This window comes from Enterobacter cloacae complex sp. S3 (assembly GCF_014930495.1).
Taxonomy (GTDB): domain Bacteria; phylum Pseudomonadota; class Gammaproteobacteria; order Enterobacterales; family Enterobacteriaceae; genus Enterobacter; species Enterobacter asburiae_B.
This window is the reverse complement of the sequence record NZ_JADBRD010000014.1, coordinates 71,581-95,471: the sequence shown is the minus strand read 5'-3', so window position 1 is coordinate 95,471 and position 23,891 is coordinate 71,581. Positions and strand designations below refer to the sequence as shown.

Here is a 23,891-nt window from a genome sequence, read left to right as displayed (position 1 = left end):
TTATTTCTGCCTTCCGCAATGCTATGCTGCGCGCCGTTCACTTTTTCAGTTGAGGTTACTATGACGCAACACGATAGCGTTCGTGCTCAGTTGCACGCCATCGAAGCCCTTTTGCGCCAACATCAGCTGTGGCAGGAGACCGCGCCGCAGCCAGAAGCGTTCGCGAGCACTCAGCCCTTCTGCCTGGATACGCTGGCCCCGTTTGAATGGCTGCAGTGGGTGTTAATTCCGCGCATGCACGCCCTGCTTGAGGGCGGTCACCCGCTTCCGCAGGCGTTTGCTGTCTCTCCCTACTATGAAATGGCGCTCGAGACGACCCACCCTGCGCGCGACGTGATGCTGGTCGAACTGGAAAAACTGGATGCCCTGTTTGCCGGTGAAGATGCATGACGCTTGAGATCCTCTATCAGGACGAGTGGCTGGTGGCGGTGAATAAACCGTCAGGCTGGCTGGTACACCGCAGCTGGCTCGATCGCGATGAGAAAGTGGTGGTGATGCAGACCGTTCGCGACCAGATTGGTCAGCATGTTTTTACCGCCCATCGTCTCGACAGGCCGACCTCCGGCGTGCTGCTGATGGGGCTTTCCAGCGAGGCGGGGCGTCTGCTGTCACAGCAGTTTGAACAGCATCAGATGCAAAAGCGCTACCACGCGATCGTGCGCGGCTGGCTGACGGAAGCCGCCACGCTGGACTATCCGCTGGTGGAGGAACTGGACAAAATCGCCGATAAATTTGCCCGCGATGACAAAGGTTCGCAGCCCGCAGTAACGGATTATCGCGGCATGGCGACGACCGAAATGCCGGTTGCAACCAGCAAATTCCCGACCACACGCTACAGCCTGGTTGAGCTTTTGCCTAAAACCGGGCGTAAGCACCAGCTGCGACGCCATCTTGCGCACCTGCGCCACCCGATTATTGGTGACAGCAAACACGGTGATTTGCGCCAGAACCGCAGTGCGGCCGAACACTTTGGCTGCCATCGTCTGATGCTGCACGCCAGCGAGCTGAGCCTGACGCACCCGTTTACCGGCGAACCGCTGACTATCCGTGCGGGGCTGGACGACGTCTGGATGCAGGCGCTGTCACAGTTTGGCTGGCTGGGACAACTCCCCGAAAATGAAAGGGTTGAGTTTGTATCGGGCAACGTTCAGGATGAACGGTAAACGCATTCATTATGGGAAAATATCATGGCTGAAGTAGGCATTTTTGTCGGCACAATGTACGGCAACTCGCTGCTGGTAGCGGAAGAGGCTGAGGCAATACTCGCCAGCCAGGGCCATAAAGCCACGGTCTATGAAGACCCGGAACTGGCAGACTGGGAAAAGTATAAAGATAAATACATTCTGGTGGTGACCTCCACCACCGGGCAGGGCGATCTGCCGGACAGCATCGTGCCGCTGTTTCAGGGCATTAAAGACCAGCTTGGCTATCAGCCGGACGTGCACTACGGCATCATTGCCCTGGGCGACAGCTCTTACGCCAACTTCTGCGGCGGCGGCAAGCAGTTCGATGCACTCCTTCAGGAGCAGAGCGCCCAGCGCGTCGGCGAGATGCTGCTGATTGATGCCGGTGAGCATCCTGAACCCGAAAGCGAATCGAACCCGTGGGTGGAGAACTGGGCAACTCTCCTTAAATAGTTATCCAGGCCGGGTAAGGCGTAGCCGCCACCCGGCGATACACCCCGCACCAAACGCCAATTCCGTGAACCACCTTCCATTCCCCTGGGCTTATGCCATAAACAACCTCTCATACACCCTTTAATACTGTGTTTCTGCACGGTGAGGTGATGAGGCACTCCTTCATATACTTTTCCGGTCACTATAAAACGGCGTCAGGCCGTACCAAAACGACAAAACACCAATCTCATTCTGATTACCCTACCGGTGCTGTACAGAATGAACCAGGCGAAAGCTATGTTTCAGGAGTGCAACAATGAGTACATTAAGCCACGCAGCGAGCAGTGCTGAAAAGCGCACTAATGCCCGCTACTGGATAGTGGTGATGCTGTTTATCGTCACATCCTTTAACTATGGTGACCGCGCCACGCTGTCGATTGCCGGTTCGGAAATGGCAAAAGATATCGGCCTTGATCCGGTGGGCATGGGTTACGTTTTCTCCGCATTCTCATGGGCCTACGTCATCGGGCAAATTCCTGGCGGCTGGCTGCTGGACCGTTTTGGATCTAAACGCGTCTATTTCTGGTCCATCTTTATCTGGTCAATGTTTACCCTGTTGCAGGGTTTCGTCGATATCTTCAGCGGCTTCGGCATTATCGTGGCGCTCTTCACGCTGCGCTTCCTGGTAGGCTTAGCGGAAGCACCTTCCTTCCCGGGGAACAGCCGTATTGTCGCTGCCTGGTTCCCGGCGCAGGAGAGGGGAACGGCGGTGGCGATTTTCAACTCCGCACAGTACTTCGCGACGGTGATCTTCGCGCCAATCATGGGCTGGCTGACGCATGAGGTGGGCTGGTCGCACGTCTTCTTCTTCATGGGCGGGCTTGGGATCGTCATCAGCTTCGTCTGGCTGAAAGTGATCCACGAACCCAACCAGCATCCTGGCGTGAACAAAAAAGAGCTGGAGTACATCGCGGAAGGCGGCGCGCTGATCAATATGGATCAGAAATCGGCAAAAGCAAAAGTCCCGTTCAGCCAGAAATGGGCGCAGATCAAGCAGCTCGTCGGCTCGCGCATGATGATCGGCATCTATCTGGGCCAGTACTGTATTAACGCCTTAACCTACTTCTTCATCACCTGGTTCCCGGTATACCTGGTGCAGGCACGCGGCATGTCGATTCTGAAAGCGGGATTTGTCGCGTCGGTCCCGGCAATCTGCGGCTTCGTCGGCGGCGTGCTCGGCGGAGTGATTTCCGACTGGCTGATGCGCCGCACGGGGTCACTGAACATCGCGCGTAAAACCCCGATTGTGCTCGGCATGCTGCTCTCCATGACCATGGTGTTCTGTAACTACGTCAGCGCCGAATGGATGATTATCGGCTTTATGGCGATGGCCTTCTTCGGCAAAGGCATTGGCGCGCTGGGCTGGGCGGTGATGGCGGATACGGCGCCGAAAGAGATCAGCGGCCTGAGCGGCGGCCTGTTCAACATGTTCGGCAATATCTCCGGGATTGTTACGCCCATCGCTATCGGCTACATCGTCGGCACCACCGGCTCTTTCAACGGTGCGCTAATCTACGTAGGTGTGCATGCGCTGGTGGCGGTGCTGAGTTACCTGGTGCTGGTGGGGGATATCAAACGCGTCGAACTTAAACCTGTTGCGGAGCGTGGATGATGACAACGCAATCGAGCCCAACCGTTACGGAGATGAAGGTTATTCCGGTGGCCGGGCAGGACAGCATGCTGCTCAATATCGGCGGGGCACATAACGCCTGGTTTACCCGTAATATCGTCGTGCTGAAAGACAGCGCAGGGAATACCGGCGTGGGCGAGGCCCCGGGCGGAGAGGTGATTTACCAGACGCTGGTCGATGCCATTCCGCAAGTGGTGGGCCAGGAGGTCGCCCGTCTGAACAAGGTGGTTCAGCGGGTGCATAAGGGCAATCAGTCGGCAGACTTTGATACGTTCGGTAAAGGTGCCTGGACGTTTGAACTGCGCGTCAACGCGGTCGCCGCGCTGGAGGCCGCCCTGCTCGATTTACTGGGTAAGGCGCTCAATGTTCCGGTTTGCGAGCTGCTGGGGCCCGGCAAACAGCGTGATGCGGTTACCGTGCTGGGCTATCTATTCTACGTTGGCGATCGCACTAAGACCGATCTCCCCTATCTGGCTCGATCCACGGGCGATCACGACTGGTATCACCTGCGCCACCAGGAAGCGCTCTCCAGCGACGCGGTGGTGCGGCTGGCCGAGGCTGCGCAGGATCGCTACGGCTTTAAGGATTTCAAGCTGAAGGGCGGCGTGCTGCCCGGCGAGCAGGAGATTGATACGGCCCGGGCGCTGAAAAAACGCTTTGCTGATGCGCGGATCACCGTCGATCCCAACGGCGCCTGGCTGCTGGAGGAAGCGATTAGCCTGTGCAAGGGGCTGGGGGATGTCCTGACCTATGCGGAAGATCCCTGCGGCGCGGAGCAGGGCTTCTCGGGCCGTGAAGTCATGGCTGAGTTCCGTCGCGCCACCGGGCTGCCTGTCGCGACCAACATGATCGCCACCAACTGGCGTGAAATGGGTCATGCGGTGATGCTGAACGCCGTCGACATTCCGCTGGCGGATCCTCACTTCTGGACGCTTTCAGGTGCAGTGCGCGTGGCGCAGCTGTGCGATGACTGGGGGCTGACCTGGGGCTGTCACTCGAACAACCACTTTGATATTTCGCTGGCGATGTTTACCCACGTTGGCGCTGCGGCGCCGGGTAACCCGACCGCCATCGATACCCACTGGATTTGGCAGGAAGGGGAAGCCCGCCTGACGAAAAATCCGCTGGAAATCATCAACGGCAAGATTGCCGTACCGGATGCGCCGGGCCTGGGCGTGGAGATTGACTGGGATCAGATCCATAAAGCCCATGAGGCGTATAAAAAGCTACCGGGCGGCGCGCGTAACGACGCGGGCCCGATGCAGTACCTTATCCCCGGCTGGACATTTGACCGTAAGCGCCCTGTTTTTGGACGTCACTGATAAAAGGATTACACGATGAGTACTTTTACGACCCCTGTCGTCACTTCCATGCAAATCATTCCGGTTGCGGGCCATGACAGCATGCTGATGAACCTGAGCGGCGCGCATGCGCCATTCTTCACCCGCAATATTGTCATTATCAAAGACAATTCCGGGCATACGGGCGTGGGCGAAATTCCGGGCGGGGAGAAGATCCGCCAGACGCTTGAAGATGCCATTCCGCTGGTGGTGGGCAAAACGCTGGGTGAGTATAAAAATGTCCTCAACACCGTGCGCAATACCTTTGCCGATCGCGATGCCGGAGGGCGTGGCCTGCAGACTTTCGACCTGCGCACCACCATTCACGTGGTGACCGGGATTGAATCCGCGATGCTGGATCTGCTGGGTCAGCATCTGGGCGTTAACGTTGCGTCGCTGTTGGGCGAGGGGCAGCAGCGCAGCGAAGTGGAAATGCTGGGCTATCTGTTCTTTGTCGGCGACCGCAGGCTGACGCCATTGCCTTATCAGAGCCAGCCGGGTGAACAATGCGACTGGTACCGACTTCGCCACGACGAGGCGATGACCCCGGATGCGGTGGTGCGCCTGGCGGAAGCCGCGTACGAAAAATATGGCTTTAATGATTTCAAACTGAAGGGCGGCGTGCTTGCCGGTGAGGAAGAGGCGGAAGCCGTTACCGCGCTGGCAAAACGTTTCCCGCAGGCGCGCGTGACGCTGGATCCGAACGGCGCGTGGTCGCTTGATGAAGCGATCAAAATTGGTAAACAGCTGAAAGGCGTTCTGGCGTATGCGGAAGATCCGTGTGGGGCTGAGCAAGGCTTCTCAGGACGTGAAGTCATGGCGGAATTTCGCCGCGCAACGGGGCTGCCGACCGCGACCAATATGATTGCCACCGACTGGCGTCAGATGGGACACACCCTGTCATTGCAGTCCGTCGATATTCCGCTGGCGGACCCGCACTTCTGGACGATGCAGGGGTCGGTGCGCGTGGCGCAAATGTGCCACGAGTTTGGCCTGACCTGGGGCTCGCACTCTAATAACCACTTCGACGTGTCGCTGGCGATGTTCACGCACGTTGCCGCCGCCGCGCCGGGCACGATTACCGCTATCGACACGCACTGGATCTGGCAGGAGGGTAATCAGCGTCTGACTAAGCAGCCGTTTGAGATCAAAGGTGGCATGGTGCAGGTGCCTTCCACGCCGGGGTTGGGGGTTGAGCTGGATATGGACCAGGTCATGAAAGCCCATGAGCTGTATCAAAAACACGGTCTGGGCGCCCGTGACGACGCCATGGCGATGCAGTACCTGATCCCCGACTGGACATTCGACAATAAACGCCCGTGCATGGTACGATAAACGCATTGGGACCGCTCCCACAAGCGGTCTTTTACGTGGTGTATGCTTAACGTAACGACTATGCGTAAGGATGGCTTATGAAAATTGTTATCGCACCGGACTCGTATAAGGAAAGTTTGAGTGCGCTTGAGGTTGCGACAGCGATAGAACGTGGTTTTCGCGAGATCTTCCCCGAGGCGGTTTACGTCAAACTGCCGGTCGCGGACGGTGGCGAAGGGACGGTTGAGGCGATGATCGCGGCAACGCAGGGACGCATTGTGCATGTTCCGGTGACCGGCCCGCTGGGTGAGCGCGTGGAAGGATTTTATGGCTTATCCGGTGACGAGCAGAGTGCCTTTATTGAAATGGCGGCGGCAAGCGGCCTGGAGCTGGTCGTTCCTTCGCAGCGTAATCCCCTGAAAACCACCTCGTGGGGCACGGGCGAACTTATTCGTCACGCGCTGGACGCAGGCGTTAAGCATATCATCATCGGCATTGGCGGCAGCGCCACCAATGACGGCGGGGCAGGGATGGTGCAGGCGCTGGGGGCAAAGCTGCTGGACGACAGCGGGCAGCCCCTTGGGCAGGGCGGGGGCGAGCTGGGAAAACTCGCGCGTATCGACCTGAGCGGGCTGGACAGACGTCTGGCGGAGTGCCGGATTGAGGTCGCCTGTGATGTGACGAATCCGCTCACCGGAAAGGATGGCGCATCAGCCGTATTTGGTCCGCAAAAGGGGGCCACTCCCGAGATGATCGTCACCCTGGACAACGCGCTGGCGCAGTATGCGAGAGTCATTGCCCGGGATCTGGATATCGACGTGCTAAACCTTGCTGGCGGCGGCGCGGCGGGTGGCATGGGGGCCGCGCTGTACGCCTTTTGCGGCGCGGAGCTGCGCCAGGGCATTGAGATCGTGACCGATGCGCTACACCTGGCCGACCAGGTGGCCGATGCGGATCTGGTGATCACGGGAGAAGGCCGCATCGACAGCCAGACGATCCACGGCAAAGTCCCGGTGGGCGTGGCGAAAGTGGCGAAACGCTTTAACAAACCCGTCATCGGCATTGCAGGCAGCCTGACGGCGGACGTTGGCGTGGTACACGATCACGGCATTGATGCGGTGTTTAGCGTGATCTACACCATCTGCTCGCTGGAGGATGCGCTGGAAAATGCCAGCGAGAACGTCAGGATGGCCGCCAGGAATATCGCGGCGGTGCTGAAAGTGGGGCAGGGAATGTAGTTCTCCCTCTCCCTGTGGGAGAGGGGCGGGGTGAGGGCATCAGGCCGCACCCGCAATCATAGGCCCGGTAAGCGTAGCGCCACCGGGCTTTTATCTCAGCTTCCCAGCAACTTCGTCGCTTCCCGCGTTACGTTATCCATCTCATCCAGCAGCTCCAGGAACTCCGGTTCAAGCTCCGATTCCGGCGTGCCGGCACGCAGCTGCTGCTCCAGCAGCTGGCAGAGGTTTTTCAGCCGCGGCACGCCGCTGTACCCGCAGCTGCCGTGCAGCTTGTGGATCGCTTCCAGCAGATCTTCCGGGTTTTCACCCACCAGCTGCTCTTCCACCTTATTGCGAATTTCCGGCAGAAACGCGACCAGCATTTGCAGCATTTCGCGGGCTAAATCGGGTTTACCAGCCGCCTGGCGCAGCGCGAGCTGCCAGTCAAAGGTGGCGTTCTGGTTAACGCTGATTTCAACCGGCTCGCTGGAAACCGTGTACGTCCCGCCAATGTGACCCGGCTTATAGCGTAACAGCAGGTTATGAAGTTTCTCTTCATCGATGGGCTTCGCCAGATAGTCATTCATTCCGGCGCTCAGCAGCTTCTCTTTCTGACCGGCCATCGCGTGCGCGGTGACCGCAATGACCGGGGTTTGCTGCTGGTGCGGCAGCTGGTGGATCAGCTCGCAGGCCCGAATGCCATCCATGCCCGGCATCTGAATATCCATCAGGATTAAATCGAACTGCATCTGCTTCGCCTGTTCAACCGCCTGCGCGCCGCTGGTGCACAGCTCAACGTGCTGAACCTGGTCCTCAAGCAATGCGCCAATCAGCTTCAGGTTGGCCTGATTATCATCCACCGCCATCACGCTCATCGGCAATTTTTGCTCGTCGTCAATCAGAGGGAGAGCATGCTGGCTAAGACGGCAATACTCCGTGAGCGCGGGCAGGAGGCGGGTCGAGGTGAGCGGCTTCAGCAGACACGCGGCGGCTCCGTCGTTTTTCAACTCCTCCGCATTAATCTGGGCGTGGCAGGGTAGCGCCAGCAGCAGATAGTCGGTCATTGACGCGGCTTTCGCCAGCCGCTCCTGCTGCATGGTCAGTTCGCCGGTGAAGGTGACCGGGATCCCCATCAGCAGAATATCGTAATGCTCAACGGCAAGCGCTGAGAAGGTTGGGCTGTAAACCACCTCCAGCGGCGTGGTGCTTAAAATATCGAGCGCGCACTGCGCTGCCGCCGCGTTAGGTTCGACGTAGGCCAGACGCTTGCCTTTCAGGCAGTCCGTCACCGGGCCATCGGTTAGCACGTTCGGGTTGAGGTCCAGATTAATGTGGAACCAGAAGGTTGAACCGCGATTCGGCTGGCTGTGGAAAGAGATATCGCCGCCCATCTCGTTCACCAGGCGCTGCGTGATCACCAGCCCCAGGCCGGTACCGCCATGACGGCGGGAGATACTGGCGTCCGCCTGACGGAACGCCTGGAACAGACGCGACTGATCCCGCTCAGGAATACCGATGCCGGTATCGCGGATCTGGACTTCAATCTGCACCTTATTGCTGCTGATGGAGCGTTTTTCTACCAGAATGTCGATGTTACCGCTTTCGGTGAATTTAATCGCATTCCCGACAAGGTTGGTAATGACCTGCTGCAGGCGCAGCGGATCGCCAATGACGTTATCCGGCACGTCGTTTTTAATGTTGAGCGTCAGCTCAAGGCCCTTGTCGTGCGACGAGTGCGCGAGCAGCGTCACCACCTCATCGAGCGTACTGCGCAGCGGGAACGGAATGCTTTCCAGGATCAGCTTGCCCGCTTCCAGCTTGGAGAAGTCCAGCACGTCGTTGATGATCGCCAGCAGGTTGTTGGCCGAGCGTTCAATGGTGTGCAGGTGATCGCGCTGAGTCGGGTTGAGCTCGCTTTTCAGCGTCAGGCGGGTAAAGCCGATCACGCCATTGAGCGGCGTACGCAGCTCGTGCGACATATTGGCCAGGAATTCCGACTTAATACGTGCCGCTTCCTGGGCGCGCTTTTTCGCCAGATCCAGCTCAACGTTCTGGATCTCCATCTGCTCCAGCGTTTCGCGCAGGTCGGACGTCGCCTGGTCAACGTTGTGCTGCATCTCTTCGTGATACGCCGCGAGCGACATGGCCATTGAGTTGATGCCGTTCTTCAGCATGTCCAGCTCGCCCAGCATAAACCCTTCCACCCGGCTGTCGAGCTGTCCCCGGCGGATGCGGTCAACCGTATTAACCATGTTGCGGATGGGGCCCGTCACGTCGCGCATCAGGCGCCAGCCGAAGATCAGCGCAATGCCAATGCAGAACAGCATCATCACGCCCGAGATGAAAATTTCTTTGTACTGCTGTAGCCGGACCGACTTGAGATCCAGCTCCAGCGCCACATATCCCAGCATATTGTTGCTGGATTTGGCGTCGGATTGCGCTGACTCATCGGGGGAATAGCTTTCCGACACGATCGGCGTGCGCAGGATCATGATATCGCCGCGCCGCAAGACGGTGAGGTGGCGCGGGAATGGTGTACCGTCCGGGATCTTCAGGGCCGCCGGATCGAGATGAAAATTCGAGGTGACAAACAGGCGGTTATGTTCGTCGTAAACGGAAATGGCGCGTACGATGTCCGAGTGACGGCGGTGGAGCACGCTGATTAACTGGCCAATGGATTCGCGGTTTTGCAGGTTCATGCCGTACTCGCTGGAAACGGCAAGCGGTTCGATAATGCTGGCGCCTGCATCCTCAAGCTGTCGCTGCAAATCGTTATAGCGGTGCACAACAAAGAAGATACTCAGCAGCAAACCGATGAGAACGGTGGGGGCGAGGATCAAAATCATCATGCGCGCGCGCAGGCTGTAGTTGGTCATGGCGTTCCGTTATGGGACAATTAAGATAATTATGTTTATGTGAGAAAAATCTCGGCGATGGCGCAATTCTACTCTGCAAAGCGACGCGTGACGACGCGTCAAATCATTACTGTTGAAGCCACGGACCTCGATCCGTTTGGTCAGGGAGTGGCACGTCACAACGGTAAGGCTCTGTTTATAACAGGTTTACTGCCGACAGAACGAGCAGAAATTACGCTGACGGAAGATAAACGCCAGTTCGCGCGCGGACAGGTTAAGCGTCGCCTCAACGATAGCCCGGAGCGCGTGAAGCACCGCTGCCCACATTTTGGCGTTTGCGGGGGCTGCCAGCAACAGCATGCGAGCACAGAATTACAGCAAAAAAGCAAAAGCCGCGCGCTGGCGCGTCAGCTTAAACATGACGTTAACGAAATTCTCGCCGATGTGCCCTGGGGCTATCGTCGACGCGCGCGCCTGAGCCTCAGCTATCAGCCAAAAACGGCGCGGCTGGAGATGGGGTTTCGCAAGGCCGGTTCCAGTGACATCGTCGATGTGCAGCAGTGCCCCATTTTGGTGCCCCATCTTGAGGCATTGCTTCCGGATGTGCGCACCTGTCTCTCCGGGCTGGACGGCGTTCGCCACCTCGGGCATGTCGAACTGGTCATGGCCAACAATGGACCGCTGATGGTGCTGCGCCATACCGCGCCGCTGTCGAAAAAAGATCGCGAAAAACTGGAACGCTTTTCGCATTCCCACGACCTGGCGCTTTTCCTTGCACCACAAAGCGAGATACTTGAGCAGGTTACCGGTGAGGCGCCCTGGTATGCGTCAAACGGGCTACGCTTAACGTTCAGCCCGCGGGATTTCATTCAGGTGAATGATGGCGTAAACCAGCAGATGGTTGAGAAAGCGCTGACGTGGCTGGATGTTCAGAAAAGCGATCGGGTGCTCGATCTGTTCTGCGGAATGGGCAACTTCACGCTGCCGCTGGCGCGAAAAGCGGCCAGCGTCGTCGGCGTGGAAGGCGTTGAGGCGCTGGTGGTTAAAGGGCAGGAGAACGCACTGCAGAACGGCTTGCAAAATGTGACATTCTTTCATCAAAATCTTGAGGAAGATGTCACCCAACAGCCGTGGGCAAAACAGGGCTTTGATAAAATTTTGCTCGACCCGGCGCGTGCCGGTGCCCAGGGTGTGATGGCACATATTATTAAACTCGCGCCAAAGCGTGTGGTCTATGTTTCCTGTAACCCGGCAACGCTTGCCCGGGACAGTGAGGCATTAATCCGCGCGGGTTACCAGATTCAGCGTCTGGCAATGCTGGACATGTTCCCGCACACTGGTCATCTGGAATCGATGGTGTTGTTCGAGCACATCTAATTTGTTTGGCTTGTCGACTTCGACAGGCCCAGGTCCCTAAAGGAGAGGACAATGGTTGCGGTAAGAAGTGCACATCTCAATAAAGCTGGGGAATTTGACCCACAAAAATGGATCGCAAGTCTGGGAATTTCCAGCCAGCAGTCGTGTGAACGCTTAACCGAAACCTGGGCCTATTGTCTGCGCACCACGCAGGGGCATCCCGACGCCGATCTTCTCCTGTGGCGCGGCGTGGAGATGGTGGAAATCTTATCCATGCTGAACATGGATATTGAAACGCTGCAGGCCGCGCTTCTCTTCCCCCTCGCGGATGCGGACGTGGTCAGCGAAGACGTGCTGCGCGACAGCGTCGGGAAATCCGTCGTCGCGCTGATCCACGGCGTGCGCGATATGGCAGCCATTCGCCAGCTGAAGGCCGCGCACACCGATTCCGTCTCCTCTGAGCAGGTCGATAACGTTCGCCGGATGCTGCTGGCCATGGTGGATGATTTCCGCTGCGTGGTCATCAAGCTTGCCGAGCGGATTGCCCACCTGCGTGAGGTGAAGGATGCGCCGGAAGACGAGCGCGTGCTGGCCGCCAAAGAGTGTACAAACATCTATGCGCCGCTGGCGAACCGCTTAGGGATTGGTCAGCTGAAGTGGGAGCTGGAAGATTACTGCTTCCGCTATCTGCACCCGGCGGAATATAAACGTATTGCCAAACTCCTGCATGAGCGCCGTATCGACCGCGAGCATTATATCGACGAATTTGTCGGCGGCCTGCGCCAGGCGATGAAAGAAGAGAACGTGCGCGCCGAAGTCTACGGCCGGCCTAAGCATATCTACAGCATCTGGCGCAAAATGCAGAAGAAACACCTCGCGTTTGACGAGCTGTTTGACGTGCGCGCCGTGCGTATCGTGGCGGAGCGTCTGCAGGACTGCTACGCCGCGCTGGGGATAGTACACACTCACTTCCGTCATCTGCCCGATGAGTTCGATGACTATGTCGCCAACCCCAAACCGAACGGCTATCAGTCTATCCATACCGTTGTGCTTGGCCCTGGCGGCAAAACGGTCGAGATTCAGATCCGCACCAAACAGATGCACGAGGACGCCGAGCTGGGCGTGGCCGCGCACTGGAAATACAAAGAAGGCACGTCCGGCGGAGCGCGTTCTGGCCACGAAGACCGCATTGCCTGGCTGCGCAAGCTGATTGCGTGGCAGGAAGAGATGGCCGACTCCGGCGAGATGCTCGACGAAGTGCGCAGCCAGGTCTTTGACGATCGGGTGTACGTCTTTACCCCAAAAGGGGACGTTGTCGACCTGCCTGCGGGCTCTACGCCGCTCGATTTTGCCTACCACATCCACAGCGATGTGGGGCACCGCTGCATCGGGGCGAAAATTGGCGGACGTATCGTACCGTTCACCTATCAACTGCAGATGGGGGACCAGATTGAAATCATTACCCAGAAGCAGCCCAACCCGAGCCGTGACTGGCTTAACCCGAACCTGGGCTACGTCACCACCAGCCGCGGGCGCTCGAAAATTCACGCCTGGTTCCGTAAACAGGATCGTGACAAGAACATCCTTGCCGGCCGCCAGATCCTTGACGACGAGCTGGAGCATATCGGGATAAGCCTGAAAGAGGCGGAGAAATTCCTGCTGCCGCGCTACAACTTCAACGAGCTTGACGAGCTGCTAGCGGCGATTGGCGGCGGTGATATCCGTCTGAATCAGATGGTGAACTTCCTGCAGGCGCAGTTCAATAAGCCAAGCGCGGCAGAGCAGGACGCGGCGGCGCTGAAGCAGCTGCAGCAGAAAACCTATGCGCCGCAGCAGCGCAGCAAAGACAACGGCCGCGTGGTGGTTGAAGGCGTAGGTAACCTGATGCATCACATTGCCCGCTGCTGCCAGCCTATTCCGGGCGACGATATCGTCGGCTTTATCACTCAGGGACGCGGGATTTCGATTCACCGTTCCGACTGTGACCAGCTTGTCGAGCTGCAGTCGCATGCGCCGGAGCGCATCGTGGAAGCGGTCTGGGGTGAGAGCTATTCTGCCGGCTACTCGCTGGTGGTGCGCGTCACTGCCAACGACCGCAGCGGCCTGCTGCGCGACATCACGACCATTCTCGCCAACGAGAAGGTCAACGTGCTGGGCGTCGCCAGCCGCAGCGATACCCGCGAGCAGCTTGCCACCATCGATATGACCATCGAAATCTACAACCTGCAGGTGCTGGGCCGCGTGCTTGGCAAACTGAACCAGGTGCCGGATGTGATTGACGCGCGTCGTCTGCACGGCGGTTAAACACACTCTTCTGTAGGCCGGGTAAGGCTTTGCCGCCACCCGGCTTGTTTTTTTAATGGAAAACACTATGACTCAAATCGACCGCCTGCTCGGCATCATGAAACGCCTGCGCGATCCTGAAAACGGCTGCCCGTGGGACAAAGAGCAGACTTTCGCCACCATTGCGCCTTATACCCTCGAAGAAACCTACGAGGTGCTGGACGCCATTTCCCGCGAAGATTTTGACGACCTGCGCGGCGAGCTGGGCGATCTGCTGTTCCAGGTGGTGTTCTATGCGCAAATGGCGCAGGAAGAGGGGCGCTTTAACTTTGACGATATCTGCGCTGCCATCAGCGACAAGCTTGAGCGCCGTCATCCCCATATCTTCGGCGATGCCACCGCAGAGAACAGCGCTGAGGTGCTGGCCCGCTGGGAGCAGATCAAAAGCGCCGAGCGGGCGGAAAAATCCCAGCACTCGGCGCTGGATGATATTCCGCTGAGCCTGCCCGCGCTGATGCGCGCGCATAAAATCCAGAAACGCTGCTCCGCCGTCGGTTTTGACTGGGACTCCCTCGGCCCGGTGCTGGATAAAGTGCACGAAGAGATTGACGAAGTCATGCACGAAGCGCAGCAGGCGGTGGTGGATGAAGCAAAGCTTGAGGAAGAAATGGGCGACCTGCTGTTTGCGACTGTCAACCTTTCTCGCCATCTGGGTGTAAAAGCGGAAACCGCCCTGCAAAAAGCCAACCTAAAATTCGAACGACGCTTTCGCGAAGTTGAGCGGATTGTCGCCTCGCGAGGCCTGGAAATGAGCGGAATTGACCTCGAGGCAATGGAAGAAGTCTGGCAGGAAGTAAAGCGCCAGGAATCTGATCTCTAACGAGATTTTGCGATCAAGCGCAATTTGTGTGATTTTTTAAATGACAAGCGCTTGATTTGCGTCAAAAACATTTACCCAAAAGGGGCTATTTTCTCACTCCTTATGTTTGTCATGGCCTGGAATGGAGACGGAGAATGAAAGTTTGTGGCGCTCGCCGTGTTCGGGTATACTACTTTCCCGTCCTGGTTATTCCATCGTTTCACCCTAACTTCTCAGGTTCAGCATGACAACGAACTATATTTTTGTGACCGGCGGGGTCGTATCCTCTCTGGGTAAAGGCATTGCCGCAGCCTCCCTCGCAGCCATTCTTGAAGCCCGTGGCCTCAATGTGACCATGATGAAACTGGATCCGTACATCAACGTCGATCCGGGCACCATGAGCCCAATCCAACACGGGGAAGTGTTCGTTACTGAAGACGGCGCTGAAACCGATCTGGATCTTGGCCACTACGAGCGTTTCATCCGCACCAAAATGACCCGTCGTAACAACTTCACGACTGGCCGCATCTACTCCGACGTTCTGCGTAAAGAGCGCCGTGGTGACTATCTGGGTGCAACCGTTCAGGTTATCCCGCACATCACTAACGCAATCAAAGAACGCATTGTTGCGGGTGGCGAAGGCCACGACGTGGTGCTGGTTGAAATCGGCGGTACCGTGGGTGATATCGAATCCCTGCCATTCCTGGAAGCGATTCGTCAGCTGGCGGTAGATATCGGCCGTGAGCACGCGCTGTTCATGCACCTGACTCTGGTGCCGTACATGGCCGCCGCAGGTGAAGTGAAAACCAAGCCGACTCAGCACTCTGTGAAAGAGCTGCTCTCCATTGGTATTCAGCCAGATATCCTGGTTTGCCGCTCCGATCGCGCGGTTCCGGCGAACGAACGTGCGAAAATTGCATTGTTCTGTAACGTGCCTGAAAAAGCCGTTATTTCAATGAAAGATGTCGATTCCATTTATAAAATCCCGGGCCTGTTGAAATCTCAGGGCCTGGACGATTATATTTGTAAACGATTCAGCTTGAACTGTCCGGAAGCGAACCTGTCTGAATGGGAACAGGTTATTTATGAAGAAGCCAACCCGGCAGGCGAAGTGACTATCGGTATGGTCGGCAAGTACATTGAACTGCCGGATGCCTATAAGTCAGTGATCGAAGCGCTGAAACACGGTGGTCTGAAGAACCGTGTTTCCGTGAACATCAAGCTGATTGATTCGCAGGATGTTGAAACGCGTGGCGTTGAAATCCTGAAAGATCTGGATGCTATCCTCATTCCTGGCGGCTTCGGCTACCGTGGTGTAGAAGGCAAGATCGCCACCGCGCGCTATGCGCGTGAAAACAATATTCCATACCTCGGCATCTGTCTGGGTATGCAGGTTGCGCTGATCGAATTTGCGCGCAACGTAGCGGGAATGGAAAACGCGAACTCTACGGAATTTGTGCCAGACTGTAAGTACCCTGTTGTGGCGCTTATCACTGAATGGCGTGACGAAGAAGGTAACGTCGAAGTCCGTACCGAGAAGAGCGATCTGGGTGGCACCATGCGTCTTGGCGCACAGGCCTGCCAGCTGTCTGACGATAGCGTGGTTCGCAAGCTGTACGGCGAGCCGGTCATCACCGAGCGCCATCGTCACCGCTATGAAGTCAACAACATGTTGTTGAAACCTATTGAAGCCGCGGGCCTGCGTGTTGCGGGCCGCTCCGGGGATGATCAGTTAGTCGAGATCATTGAAGTGCCAAACCATCCGTGGTTTGTCGCCTGCCAGTTCCACCCGGAATTTACTTCAACGCCACGTGACGGGCATCCGCTGTTTGCAGGCTTCGTGAAGGCCGCCAGCGACTACCAGAAGCGTCAGGCGAAGTAAAAAAAGTTAGAACGGCAACGCGTACCTTTGGTACGCGTTGTTTGTCTGGAGTTTTAGTTTAACTTGTACTGAGGAAAATCTAATGTCCAAAATCGTTAAAGTCATCGGTCGTGAAATCATCGACTCCCGTGGTAACCCGACCGTTGAAGCCGAAGTTCACCTGGAAGGTGGTTTCGTTGGTATGGCTGCTGCTCCATCAGGTGCTTCTACTGGTTCTCGCGAAGCGCTGGAACTGCGCGATGGCGACAAATCCCGCTTCCTGGGCAAAGGCGTACTGAAAGCGGTTGGCGCTGTAAACGGTCCGATTGCTCAGGCAATCCTTGGCAAAGACGCCAAAGACCAGGCTGGCATCGACAAGATCATGATCGATCTGGACGGTACTGAAAACAAATCTAACTTCGGTGCGAACGCAATCCTGGCAGTTTCTCTGGCGAACGCCAAAGCGGCTGCTGCTGCGAAAGGTATGCCACTGTTCGAGCACATCGCTGAACTGAACGGCACCCCAGGCAAATACTCCATGCCTGTACCAATGATGAACATCATCAACGGTGGTGAGCACGCAGACAACAACGTTGATATTCAGGAATTCATGATTCAGCCAGTTGGCGCGAAATCCCTGAAAGAAGCGGTACGTATGGGTTCTGAAGTGTTCCACAACCTGGCTAAAGTTCTGAAAGCTAAAGGTATGAACACTGCTGTTGGTGACGAAGGTGGCTATGCGCCAAACCTGGGTTCTAACGCAGAAGCACTGGCCGTTATCGCAGAAGCAGTTAAAGCTGCTGGCTACGAGCTGGGCAAAGACATCACCCTGGCGATGGACTGTGCAGCATCTGAATTCTACAAAGACGGTAAATACGTTCTGGCTGGCGAAGGCAACAAAGCGTTCACCTCCGAAGAGTTCACTCACTTCCTGGAAGACCTGACCAAACAGTACCCAATCGTGTCTATCGAAGACGGTCTGGACGAGTCTGACTGGGCTGGCTTCGCATACCAGACTAAAGTACTGGGCGACAAAATCCAGCTGGTTGGTGACGACCTGTTCGTAACCAACACCAAGATCCTGAAAGAAGGCATCGAGAAAGGCATCGTTAACTCCATCCTGATCAAATTCAACCAGATCGGTTCTCTGACCGAAACTCTGGCTGCGATCAAAATGGCGAAAGACGCTGGCTACACCGCTGTTATCTCTCACCGTTCTGGCGAAACTGAAGACGCTACCATTGCCGACCTGGCTGTAGGTACCGCTGCAGGCCAGATCAAAACCGGTTCTATGAGCCGTTCTGACCGTGTTGCTAAATACAACCAGCTGATTCGTATCGAAGAAGCGCTGGGCGAAAAAGCACCATACAACGGTCTGAAAGAGATCAAAGGCCAGGCATAATTGCTTAAGCCTTAACATGAAAATGCCAGTCGAATGACTGGCATTTTTTTTGGCTATTTAAAATCGACCGCCATTTGCTCCGGAATGGTCAGCCCCTGGGTGGTTTGCACGCAGCGGGCGATGTAATCCGTAAACCGGGGCGGCTTCGGCATCCCCATGCTCAGCAGTTTATCGTTGCTGAAGCGCACGTTAAGCGTGGCAAATGCACCGTATAAACGCATGGCTTTCAGCATCAGACGCTCGTTGCATGGGCCAAAAATATGTTTCAGCTCGCGGCGCATTCTGACCAGCGTTTCGTAGCTGACCTGCGCATATTTATCCCCGACGGGGGCTTTCTCCAGCGCCTGCGCCATTGCCTGATCGATATCCGCAAAGCGAACGCTGTTCTCTTCTCCCGCAGAAATGTGCACCACTTCTCCCGGACGAGCGTTGCTGTTGAGCAGCATTAACATCGCGTCGGCGCAATAATCCACCGGAACAACGTCAATCCGGTCTTCCATTGAGCACATAAACTTCTGCAGCATCAGGCCCATGCTAAAGACCCAGAAAATGCTGCTCGACGGCGTGCAGCCGTGACGGGTATGGCCGACAACGATGGACGGACGGGCGATGAGCAGCGGCAGGTTAGGGCACTCCTGGCGCATCAGCTGTTCGATGGTTGACTTCGAAAACGTGTATTCCACCAGGTGTTCAGCATTCTCTCTGAATTCAGCGCTTTCGGCGACCAGTGAATCCTGCTCCGGCGTGCATGACATTGCGGTGCCGACGTGGAGGAAACGCTGCAGTCCGGTGACCTGCTCCATACGGCGCGCCAGCGCGAGCGTACCTTCAACGTTGACCTTCCAGATCAGCGGGTTATTACCAAATGAGGCGACGGCCGCACAGTTAACCACGTGCGTGACCCGATCCAGACGGGGATCGTTCAGGAAGGCATCCGGCTGGCTGAGGTCGCCAATCAGGATATTATCCACGCCCAGAGAGGCCAGTTTGTCCTCGGGAACGTTGAACTTGCGCATGTTCTCCAGCACGCGATCCAGCCCGCTCTGCGGATCGCTGGCGCGCGCAAGCAAAAGGAGTTTTGCGGGTTGATCGCTGGTCAGGATTTTTTCAAGAACTGCACCGCCCAGAAATCCGGTCACGCCTGTAATCAATAACATCTTCATTAATACCGTCTCATTATGATTGATGAGGCGGATTGTAGGCGTGCAAAAGTAAACGGCATTTAAATAATAAAACGGCGAAACCAATGGCGTCTTAAGCTTATTTTAAGGAAAGGAAATCAGGTGGAGATATTGGACATTATCGCAAGGGTAAAAATTCACTCTATTAAAATTTAAATTTTAACTCATTGAATTTAATGTTTTTTACCTGGGTTTTGCTGAGTGATGAACGTAATTCAAAATGTAATAAATATAATAATTTGTTACACCAAACATTTATTCAATAAATGTTTTAAATACCCCTTAACTCAAATCAGACAACATAAATCGCAGGCCGATTTATTTAGCCTGCGAATGATTTTCAGAGCAAAAGGGGAAGCGTGGCGCTGGCTGTTTGCTGGCTAACGTCGCCGTAATGACCATCCAGCGCAATCATGGACGTGGTCAACAGCTCGACCAGCAGCATCACTCCAACCTTAGCATTGAGCGCGCCTGCACTTAGAGGGCCTTCTGGTTTGGCGGCAACCAGCTGCATGTCGCTCAGAGACGCCAGCGGGCTGCGGGGCGTATTGCTGAGCGCCAGAACCTTAACGCCGCGCTTGCGGGCAAGCTTCACCACGTGGAGTAAATCCCGCGTTGAACCCGAACTGGAGATGGCCACAACCAGCGTATCTTTCGAAAGCGTTGTCGCATTCATGGCCGCGCGGTGCATATCGCTAAACAGCTGTGCGGGTTTTCCCAGCCGCAGCAGCTTGTAATGCAGATACTCGCCGAGGATCGCGCTGGCCGCGACGCCATAAATCTGCACGGATTGCGCCTGATGCAGCGCCAGCGCCGCTTTTTCAAGCAGCGTGCGGTCGAGGAGTCTGGCGGTATCCTGCAAAGCCTGCACCGACTCATCCACGACGTTATCAATCTCATCCCCCGCCTGACGCGCGGGCTGGCCCTGCTGAATATCCAGCGCAAGCGCCATTTTAAATTCGTTATAGCCCTTGCAGCCCAGCGTCCGGCAAAGGCGCGTGACGCTGGCTTCGCTGGTGCGGCTCTCGCGCGCCAGTTCAGTGATCGTCAGGTAGAGCACCCGGGCAGGATCGCTGAGGACAAACTCACCGAGTTTTTGTTGCGTTGGGCTGTACCCGGAAGCCTCCTGGCGGAGCTTCAGCAGCAGATTTTCATGGTCCGACATGTCACGTCCTTAATGTGTTTCGCTGCGACTAGTGTGGCGGAAAGGAGGGGAAAGATGCCAGTCATTTTGAAAAAGTATGATCGGCTTCCTGGTTTTTGATGATAATTTTCACTGAGTAATATTTATATGGTAAAAATTTTCATCGTTTAACGGGGAGATGAAAAAATGATGCAAATGTTCAGTGGTGCTTCTTCGGGGGGATGGTTTGAAAAAGCGCAGCGCTTTGGTAAATCCTTTATGTTGCCCATCGCCGTGCTGCCCGCGGCGGGCCTGCTGCTGGGGATAGGCGGCGCGTTATCGAATCCCAATACGCTGGCGGCTTATCCGTTTTTAGATGTGGGCTGGCTGCAGGCCATTTTCACTATCATGAGCAGCGCCGGTTCAATCGTGTTTGCGAACCTTTCGGTGCTGTTTGCGGTTGGGGTAGCCGTCGGGTTGGCAAAAAGCGATAAGGGCACGGCTGGGCTGGCGGCGCTACTCGCGTTTCTGGTAATGAATGCCACCATCAACGCGCTGCTGATCCTCACCGGCAAACTGGCGCACGAGAACCCGGGCGCAGTTGGGCAGGGCATGACGCTGGGGATCCAGACGCTGGAAACCGGCGTGTTTGGCGGCGTGGTGATTGGTCTGGTGACCTGCACGCTCCATCATCGGTTTAATAAAATTGCGCTTCCGCAGTTCCTCGGGTTCTTTGGCGGGTCGCGCTTTGTTCCCATCATCAGCTCGCTGGCGGCGATACTCGTCGGCGCGCTCATGACGGTGGTCTGGCCGCATTTTCAGAAACTGATTTTTGGTCTCGGCGGGCTGGTGGATGCCACCGGCTATCTGGGCACCCTGCTGTACGGCTTTATTTTACGCATGCTGGGCCCGTTTGGTTTGCACCACATCTTCTATCTGCCGTTCTGGACCACCGCGCTCGGCGGCAGTGAGATTGTTAACGGTCACCTCGTCGAGGGCACACAGCGGATCTTCTTCGCCCAGCTGGCCGACCCGAACACGCAGCATTTCTATGAGGGCACGTCGCGCTTCATGTCCGGGCGCTTTATTACGATGATGTTTGGCCTGCTCGGCGCGTGTCTGGCGATGTACCACACGGCAAAACCGGAGAACAAAAAGCGCGTTGCCGGGCTGCTGCTCTCTGCGGCGTTAACCTCGTTCCTGACCGGGATTACCGAGCCTATCGAGTTTTCCTTCCTGTTTATTGCGCCTGTGCTTTACGTCATTCATGCGCTGTTTGACGGGCTGGCGTTCATGCTCGCGCACATGCTGCATATCACCATCGGGCAAACCTTCTCCGGCGGTTTTATTGACTTCGTGCTGTTCGGCATTTTGCAGGGAGAGGCCAAAACTAACTGGATGTTCGTTCCGCTGGTGGGCGTGCCGTGGTTCTTCCTTTACTACTTCACCTTCCGCTATCTGATTAACCGTTTTGATTTTGCCACGCCGGGTCGGGAAAAGGAGGCGATGGCCAATGAGGTGACCTTTTCGCAGAGCGAGCGCGCCGTTGCGGTGATCGCGGGATTAGGCGGAAAAGAGAATCTGGAAGAGGTGGACTGCTGCGCCACGCGTCTTCGCGTCACGGTGAAGGACGGCAGCAAAGTGAATGACGCGGCGCTGAAAGCCACCGGCGCGCGCGGCGTTATCGTGCGCGGTAACGGTGTTCAGGTCATTTATGGCCCGCACGTCACGATTATCAAAAACGAAGTGGAAGAGATCTTATCGTAATGAAAACTGTACTGGATAACCTGAAGGGAAAACTGGTCGTCTCCTGTCAGGCGCTGGAAAATGAACCGCTGCATAGCCCGTTTATTATGTCGCGCATGGCGCTGGCGGCGGCGCAGGGCGGGGCTGCTGCCATTCGTGCCAACAGCGTGGTGGATATCGAGGCCATTAAGCAGCAGGTCTCTTTGCCTGTCATCGGCATCATCAAACGGGATTACCCGGAAAGCGAGGTGTTTATCACCGCCACGATGAAAGAGGTGGATGAGCTCATGGCCGTCTCTCCGGAAATCATTGCGCTCGATGCGACGGCGCGGGAGCGCCCTGGTGGAGAATCCCTGGAAACGCTGGTCGCGCGCATCCGCTCGCGCTACCCCTCGGTACTGCTGATGGCCGATATTTCCACCGTGGGCGAAGCCGTGACGGCGCAGGCGCTTGGATTTGACTGCGTCGGCACCACGCTTTACGGCTATACGGCGGAAACGGCGGGCCATTCGCTTCCGGAAAATGACTGCGCGTTTCTGAAGGCCGTGCTGGCTGCCGTGACGGTTCCCGTGGTTGCCGAAGGCAACGTGGATACGCCTGAACGCGCGGCCAGATGCCTGGCGCTGGGCGCGCATACGGTGGTGGTCGGCGGCGCCATCACCCGTCCACAGCAAATTACCGAGCGTTTTATGGCGGCGATTGGCGCGCAAAGCACCGATGGAGCATGACCATCCGGCGGGGATCTGCGATACTTATCGTTTATCCCCTTTACTGAGATGACTATGCAGTACCCGATTAACGAGATGTTCCAGACCCTGCAAGGCGAGGGTTACTTTACCGGCGTTCCCGCTATTTTCATTCGTTTACAGGGATGCCCGGTTGGCTGTGCCTGGTGTGATACCAAACATACGTGGGATAAGCTCGCAGATCGGGAAGTGTCGCTGTTTAGCATTCTGGCGAAAACCAAAGAGAGCGATAAGTGGGGCGCGGGCAGTTCAGAAGATCTGCTGGCCATTATTGGTCGTCAGGGCTGGACGGCGCGCCACGTCGTGATCACCGGCGGTGAACCCTGCATCCACGATTTGACGCCGCTGACCGAGCTGCTCGAAAAGAACGGCTACAGCTGCCAGATTGAAACCAGCGGCACCCATGAAGTGCGCTGTTCACACACCACCTGGGTGACGGTATCGCCAAAAGTGAATATGCGCGGCGGGTATGACGTGCTGTCTCAGGCGCTGGAACGCGCGGATGAGATTAAGCACCCGGTTGGGCGCGTGCGTGATATCGAAGCGCTGGATGAACTGCTGGCAACGCTGACGGATGAAAAGCAGCGCGTCATTGCGCTACAGCCGATCAGCCAGAAAGACGACGCGACGCGCCTGTGCATTGAAACCTGTATTGCGCGCAACTGGCGCCTGTCGATGCAGACGCACAAATACCTGAATATTGCCTAAAAAAAAGCCCGGTTTAGCCGGGCTTTTTTTACTCCCCGCGATAGATACAGCCGGCGGTACAGGTCTCTTTAATCATCACCGCGCTCAGCAGCGGTACCAGCGGCTTCATCTGATCCCAAATCCATTTCGCCAGCACTTCGCTGGTCGGGTTTTCAAGGCCCGGGATATCATTCAGGTAGTAATGATCCAGACGATCGTAGGTCGGCTTAAACGCCGCCTTCAGTTCGGCAAAATCCATGATCCAACCGGTATGCGGATCAACTTCACCGGTGATCTCAAGACGCACCATGAACGAATGCCCGTGCAGACGGCCGCATTTATGCCCTTCAGGGACATGCGGAAGGTGGTGGGCGGCTTCGAAGGTGAAATCTTTAAACAGTGTGGTGGACATGATCGCTCTCAGTAATGCGGAAAAAACCGCCGCATAGTACCGGAAAGCACAATTTTTAGCATTAACTAAAACGGCTCTGAAGCCTGGCGTCTCGTTAACAGGCGTTTTTTGATGCTTTTATCGATAATTTTCAGAGGGTTAATTAATCGGTTTTATCGCTAAGTATGACAACTAAAACAGGTTAGTCCATTTGGTTATTTATT

At 56.3% G+C, this 23,891-nt stretch carries 19 protein-coding genes; 15 read left to right on the top strand and 4 right to left on the bottom strand.

The window, feature by feature from the left end; all coding sequences use genetic code 11:
- The first annotated feature begins 60 nt into the window (after nt 1–60).
- The 7 genes from IM317_RS07255 (at nt 61) to IM317_RS07225 (ending at nt 7,198) form a co-directional block, all read left to right on the top strand.
- Entirely contained in the window at nt 61–390 is a 330-nt protein-coding gene (locus tag IM317_RS07255; RefSeq protein ID WP_033146428.1) for a YqcC family protein, read from the top strand.
- Nucleotides 387–1,163: a tRNA pseudouridine(65) synthase TruC gene (truC, locus tag IM317_RS07250; RefSeq protein ID WP_033146427.1), complete on the top strand. Its 777-nt coding sequence runs from the start codon at nt 387–389 to the stop codon at nt 1,161–1,163. Before IM317_RS07255 ends, truC begins: the two co-directional genes overlap by 4 nt.
- A gap of 24 nt (nt 1,164–1,187) precedes the next feature.
- On the top strand, nt 1,188–1,637 hold the full coding sequence (locus IM317_RS07245; protein WP_023333248.1) for a flavodoxin: 450 nt from the start codon (nt 1,188–1,190) through the stop codon (nt 1,635–1,637).
- Nucleotides 1,638–1,932: 295 nt separating this feature from the next.
- Nucleotides 1,933–3,288: a galactarate/glucarate/glycerate transporter GudP gene (gene gudP, locus IM317_RS07240; protein ID WP_033146426.1), complete on the top strand. Its 1,356-nt coding sequence runs from the start codon at nt 1,933–1,935 to the stop codon at nt 3,286–3,288.
- Nucleotides 3,288–4,628 (top strand): enolase C-terminal domain-like protein, encoded by a 1,341-nt coding sequence (locus tag IM317_RS07235; protein ID WP_033146581.1) that lies wholly within the window; start codon nt 3,288–3,290, stop codon nt 4,626–4,628. The genes gudP and IM317_RS07235 overlap by 1 nt, the downstream gene beginning before the upstream one ends.
- Before the next feature lie 15 nt (nt 4,629–4,643).
- The gene (gudD, locus tag IM317_RS07230; RefSeq protein ID WP_033146425.1) at nt 4,644–5,981 is read left to right on the top strand and encodes a glucarate dehydratase; all 1,338 of its coding nucleotides are present in this window, start codon (nt 4,644–4,646) and stop codon (nt 5,979–5,981) included.
- A 77-nt stretch (nt 5,982–6,058) separates the two neighbouring features.
- Nucleotides 6,059–7,198 (top strand): glycerate kinase, encoded by a 1,140-nt coding sequence (locus tag IM317_RS07225; RefSeq protein WP_033146424.1) that lies wholly within the window; start codon nt 6,059–6,061, stop codon nt 7,196–7,198.
- A gap of 95 nt (nt 7,199–7,293) precedes the next feature.
- On the opposite strand, the gene barA is transcribed toward IM317_RS07225, so the two are convergent.
- Nucleotides 7,294–10,053 carry a two-component sensor histidine kinase BarA gene (gene barA / locus IM317_RS07220; protein ID WP_033146423.1) on the bottom strand — a complete coding sequence of 920 codons (2,760 nt, stop codon included), beginning with the start codon at nt 10,051–10,053 and terminating at the stop codon, nt 7,294–7,296.
- 57 nt (nt 10,054–10,110) lie between these two features.
- Here barA and rlmD point away from each other — a divergent pair, with 57 nt between their 5' ends.
- The 5 genes from rlmD (at nt 10,111) to eno (ending at nt 17,793) form a co-directional block, all read left to right on the top strand.
- Nucleotides 10,111–11,409, top strand: coding sequence for a 23S rRNA (uracil(1939)-C(5))-methyltransferase RlmD (gene rlmD, locus IM317_RS07215; protein ID WP_033146422.1), 1,299 nt, complete (start codon nt 10,111–10,113; stop codon nt 11,407–11,409).
- Between the two features lie 51 nt (nt 11,410–11,460).
- Nucleotides 11,461–13,692, top strand: coding sequence for a GTP diphosphokinase (gene relA / locus IM317_RS07210; RefSeq protein ID WP_033146421.1), 2,232 nt, complete (start codon nt 11,461–11,463; stop codon nt 13,690–13,692).
- 67 nt (nt 13,693–13,759) lie between these two features.
- Entirely contained in the window at nt 13,760–14,551 is a 792-nt protein-coding gene (mazG, locus tag IM317_RS07205) for a nucleoside triphosphate pyrophosphohydrolase (RefSeq protein ID WP_033146420.1), read from the top strand.
- Between the two features lie 223 nt (nt 14,552–14,774).
- Entirely contained in the window at nt 14,775–16,412 is a 1,638-nt protein-coding gene (gene pyrG, locus IM317_RS07200; protein ID WP_023309013.1) for a glutamine hydrolyzing CTP synthase, read from the top strand.
- An 82-nt stretch (nt 16,413–16,494) separates the two neighbouring features.
- The gene (gene eno / locus IM317_RS07195) at nt 16,495–17,793 is read left to right on the top strand and encodes a phosphopyruvate hydratase (protein ID WP_023309012.1); all 1,299 of its coding nucleotides are present in this window, start codon (nt 16,495–16,497) and stop codon (nt 17,791–17,793) included.
- Nucleotides 17,794–17,846: 53 nt separating this feature from the next.
- On the opposite strand, the gene IM317_RS07190 is transcribed toward eno, so the two are convergent.
- Together IM317_RS07190 and IM317_RS07185 are read right to left on the bottom strand one after the other, a co-directional pair.
- A complete protein-coding gene (locus IM317_RS07190; protein ID WP_033146419.1) occupies nt 17,847–18,956 on the bottom strand; it encodes an SDR family oxidoreductase in 1,110 nt (369 codons plus the stop codon).
- A 358-nt stretch (nt 18,957–19,314) separates the two neighbouring features.
- The gene (locus IM317_RS07185) at nt 19,315–20,139 is read right to left on the bottom strand and encodes a MurR/RpiR family transcriptional regulator (protein WP_033146418.1); all 825 of its coding nucleotides are present in this window, start codon (nt 20,137–20,139) and stop codon (nt 19,315–19,317) included.
- Between the two features lie 165 nt (nt 20,140–20,304).
- On the opposite strand from IM317_RS07185, the gene IM317_RS07180 reads away from it, so the two are divergent.
- Genes IM317_RS07180 through queE form a run of 3 tightly spaced genes read left to right on the top strand, consistent with a single transcriptional unit; the run spans nt 20,305 to nt 23,297 of the window.
- Nucleotides 20,305–21,864, top strand: coding sequence for a PTS transporter subunit EIIC (locus IM317_RS07180; protein ID WP_033146417.1), 1,560 nt, complete (start codon nt 20,305–20,307; stop codon nt 21,862–21,864).
- Complete coding sequence (locus IM317_RS07175) at nt 21,864–22,571, top strand: N-acetylmannosamine-6-phosphate 2-epimerase (protein ID WP_033146416.1); 708 nt, start codon at nt 21,864–21,866, stop codon at nt 22,569–22,571. Before IM317_RS07180 ends, IM317_RS07175 begins: the two co-directional genes overlap by 1 nt.
- Nucleotides 22,572–22,625: 54 nt before the next feature.
- A complete protein-coding gene (gene queE, locus IM317_RS07170; protein ID WP_023333236.1) occupies nt 22,626–23,297 on the top strand; it encodes a 7-carboxy-7-deazaguanine synthase QueE in 672 nt (223 codons plus the stop codon).
- Between the two features lie 28 nt (nt 23,298–23,325).
- Here queE and queD read toward each other — a convergent pair whose 3' ends face one another.
- Entirely contained in the window at nt 23,326–23,688 is a 363-nt protein-coding gene (queD, locus tag IM317_RS07165) for a 6-carboxytetrahydropterin synthase QueD (protein WP_023309002.1), read from the bottom strand.
- Nucleotides 23,689–23,891: the final 203 nt, after the last annotated feature.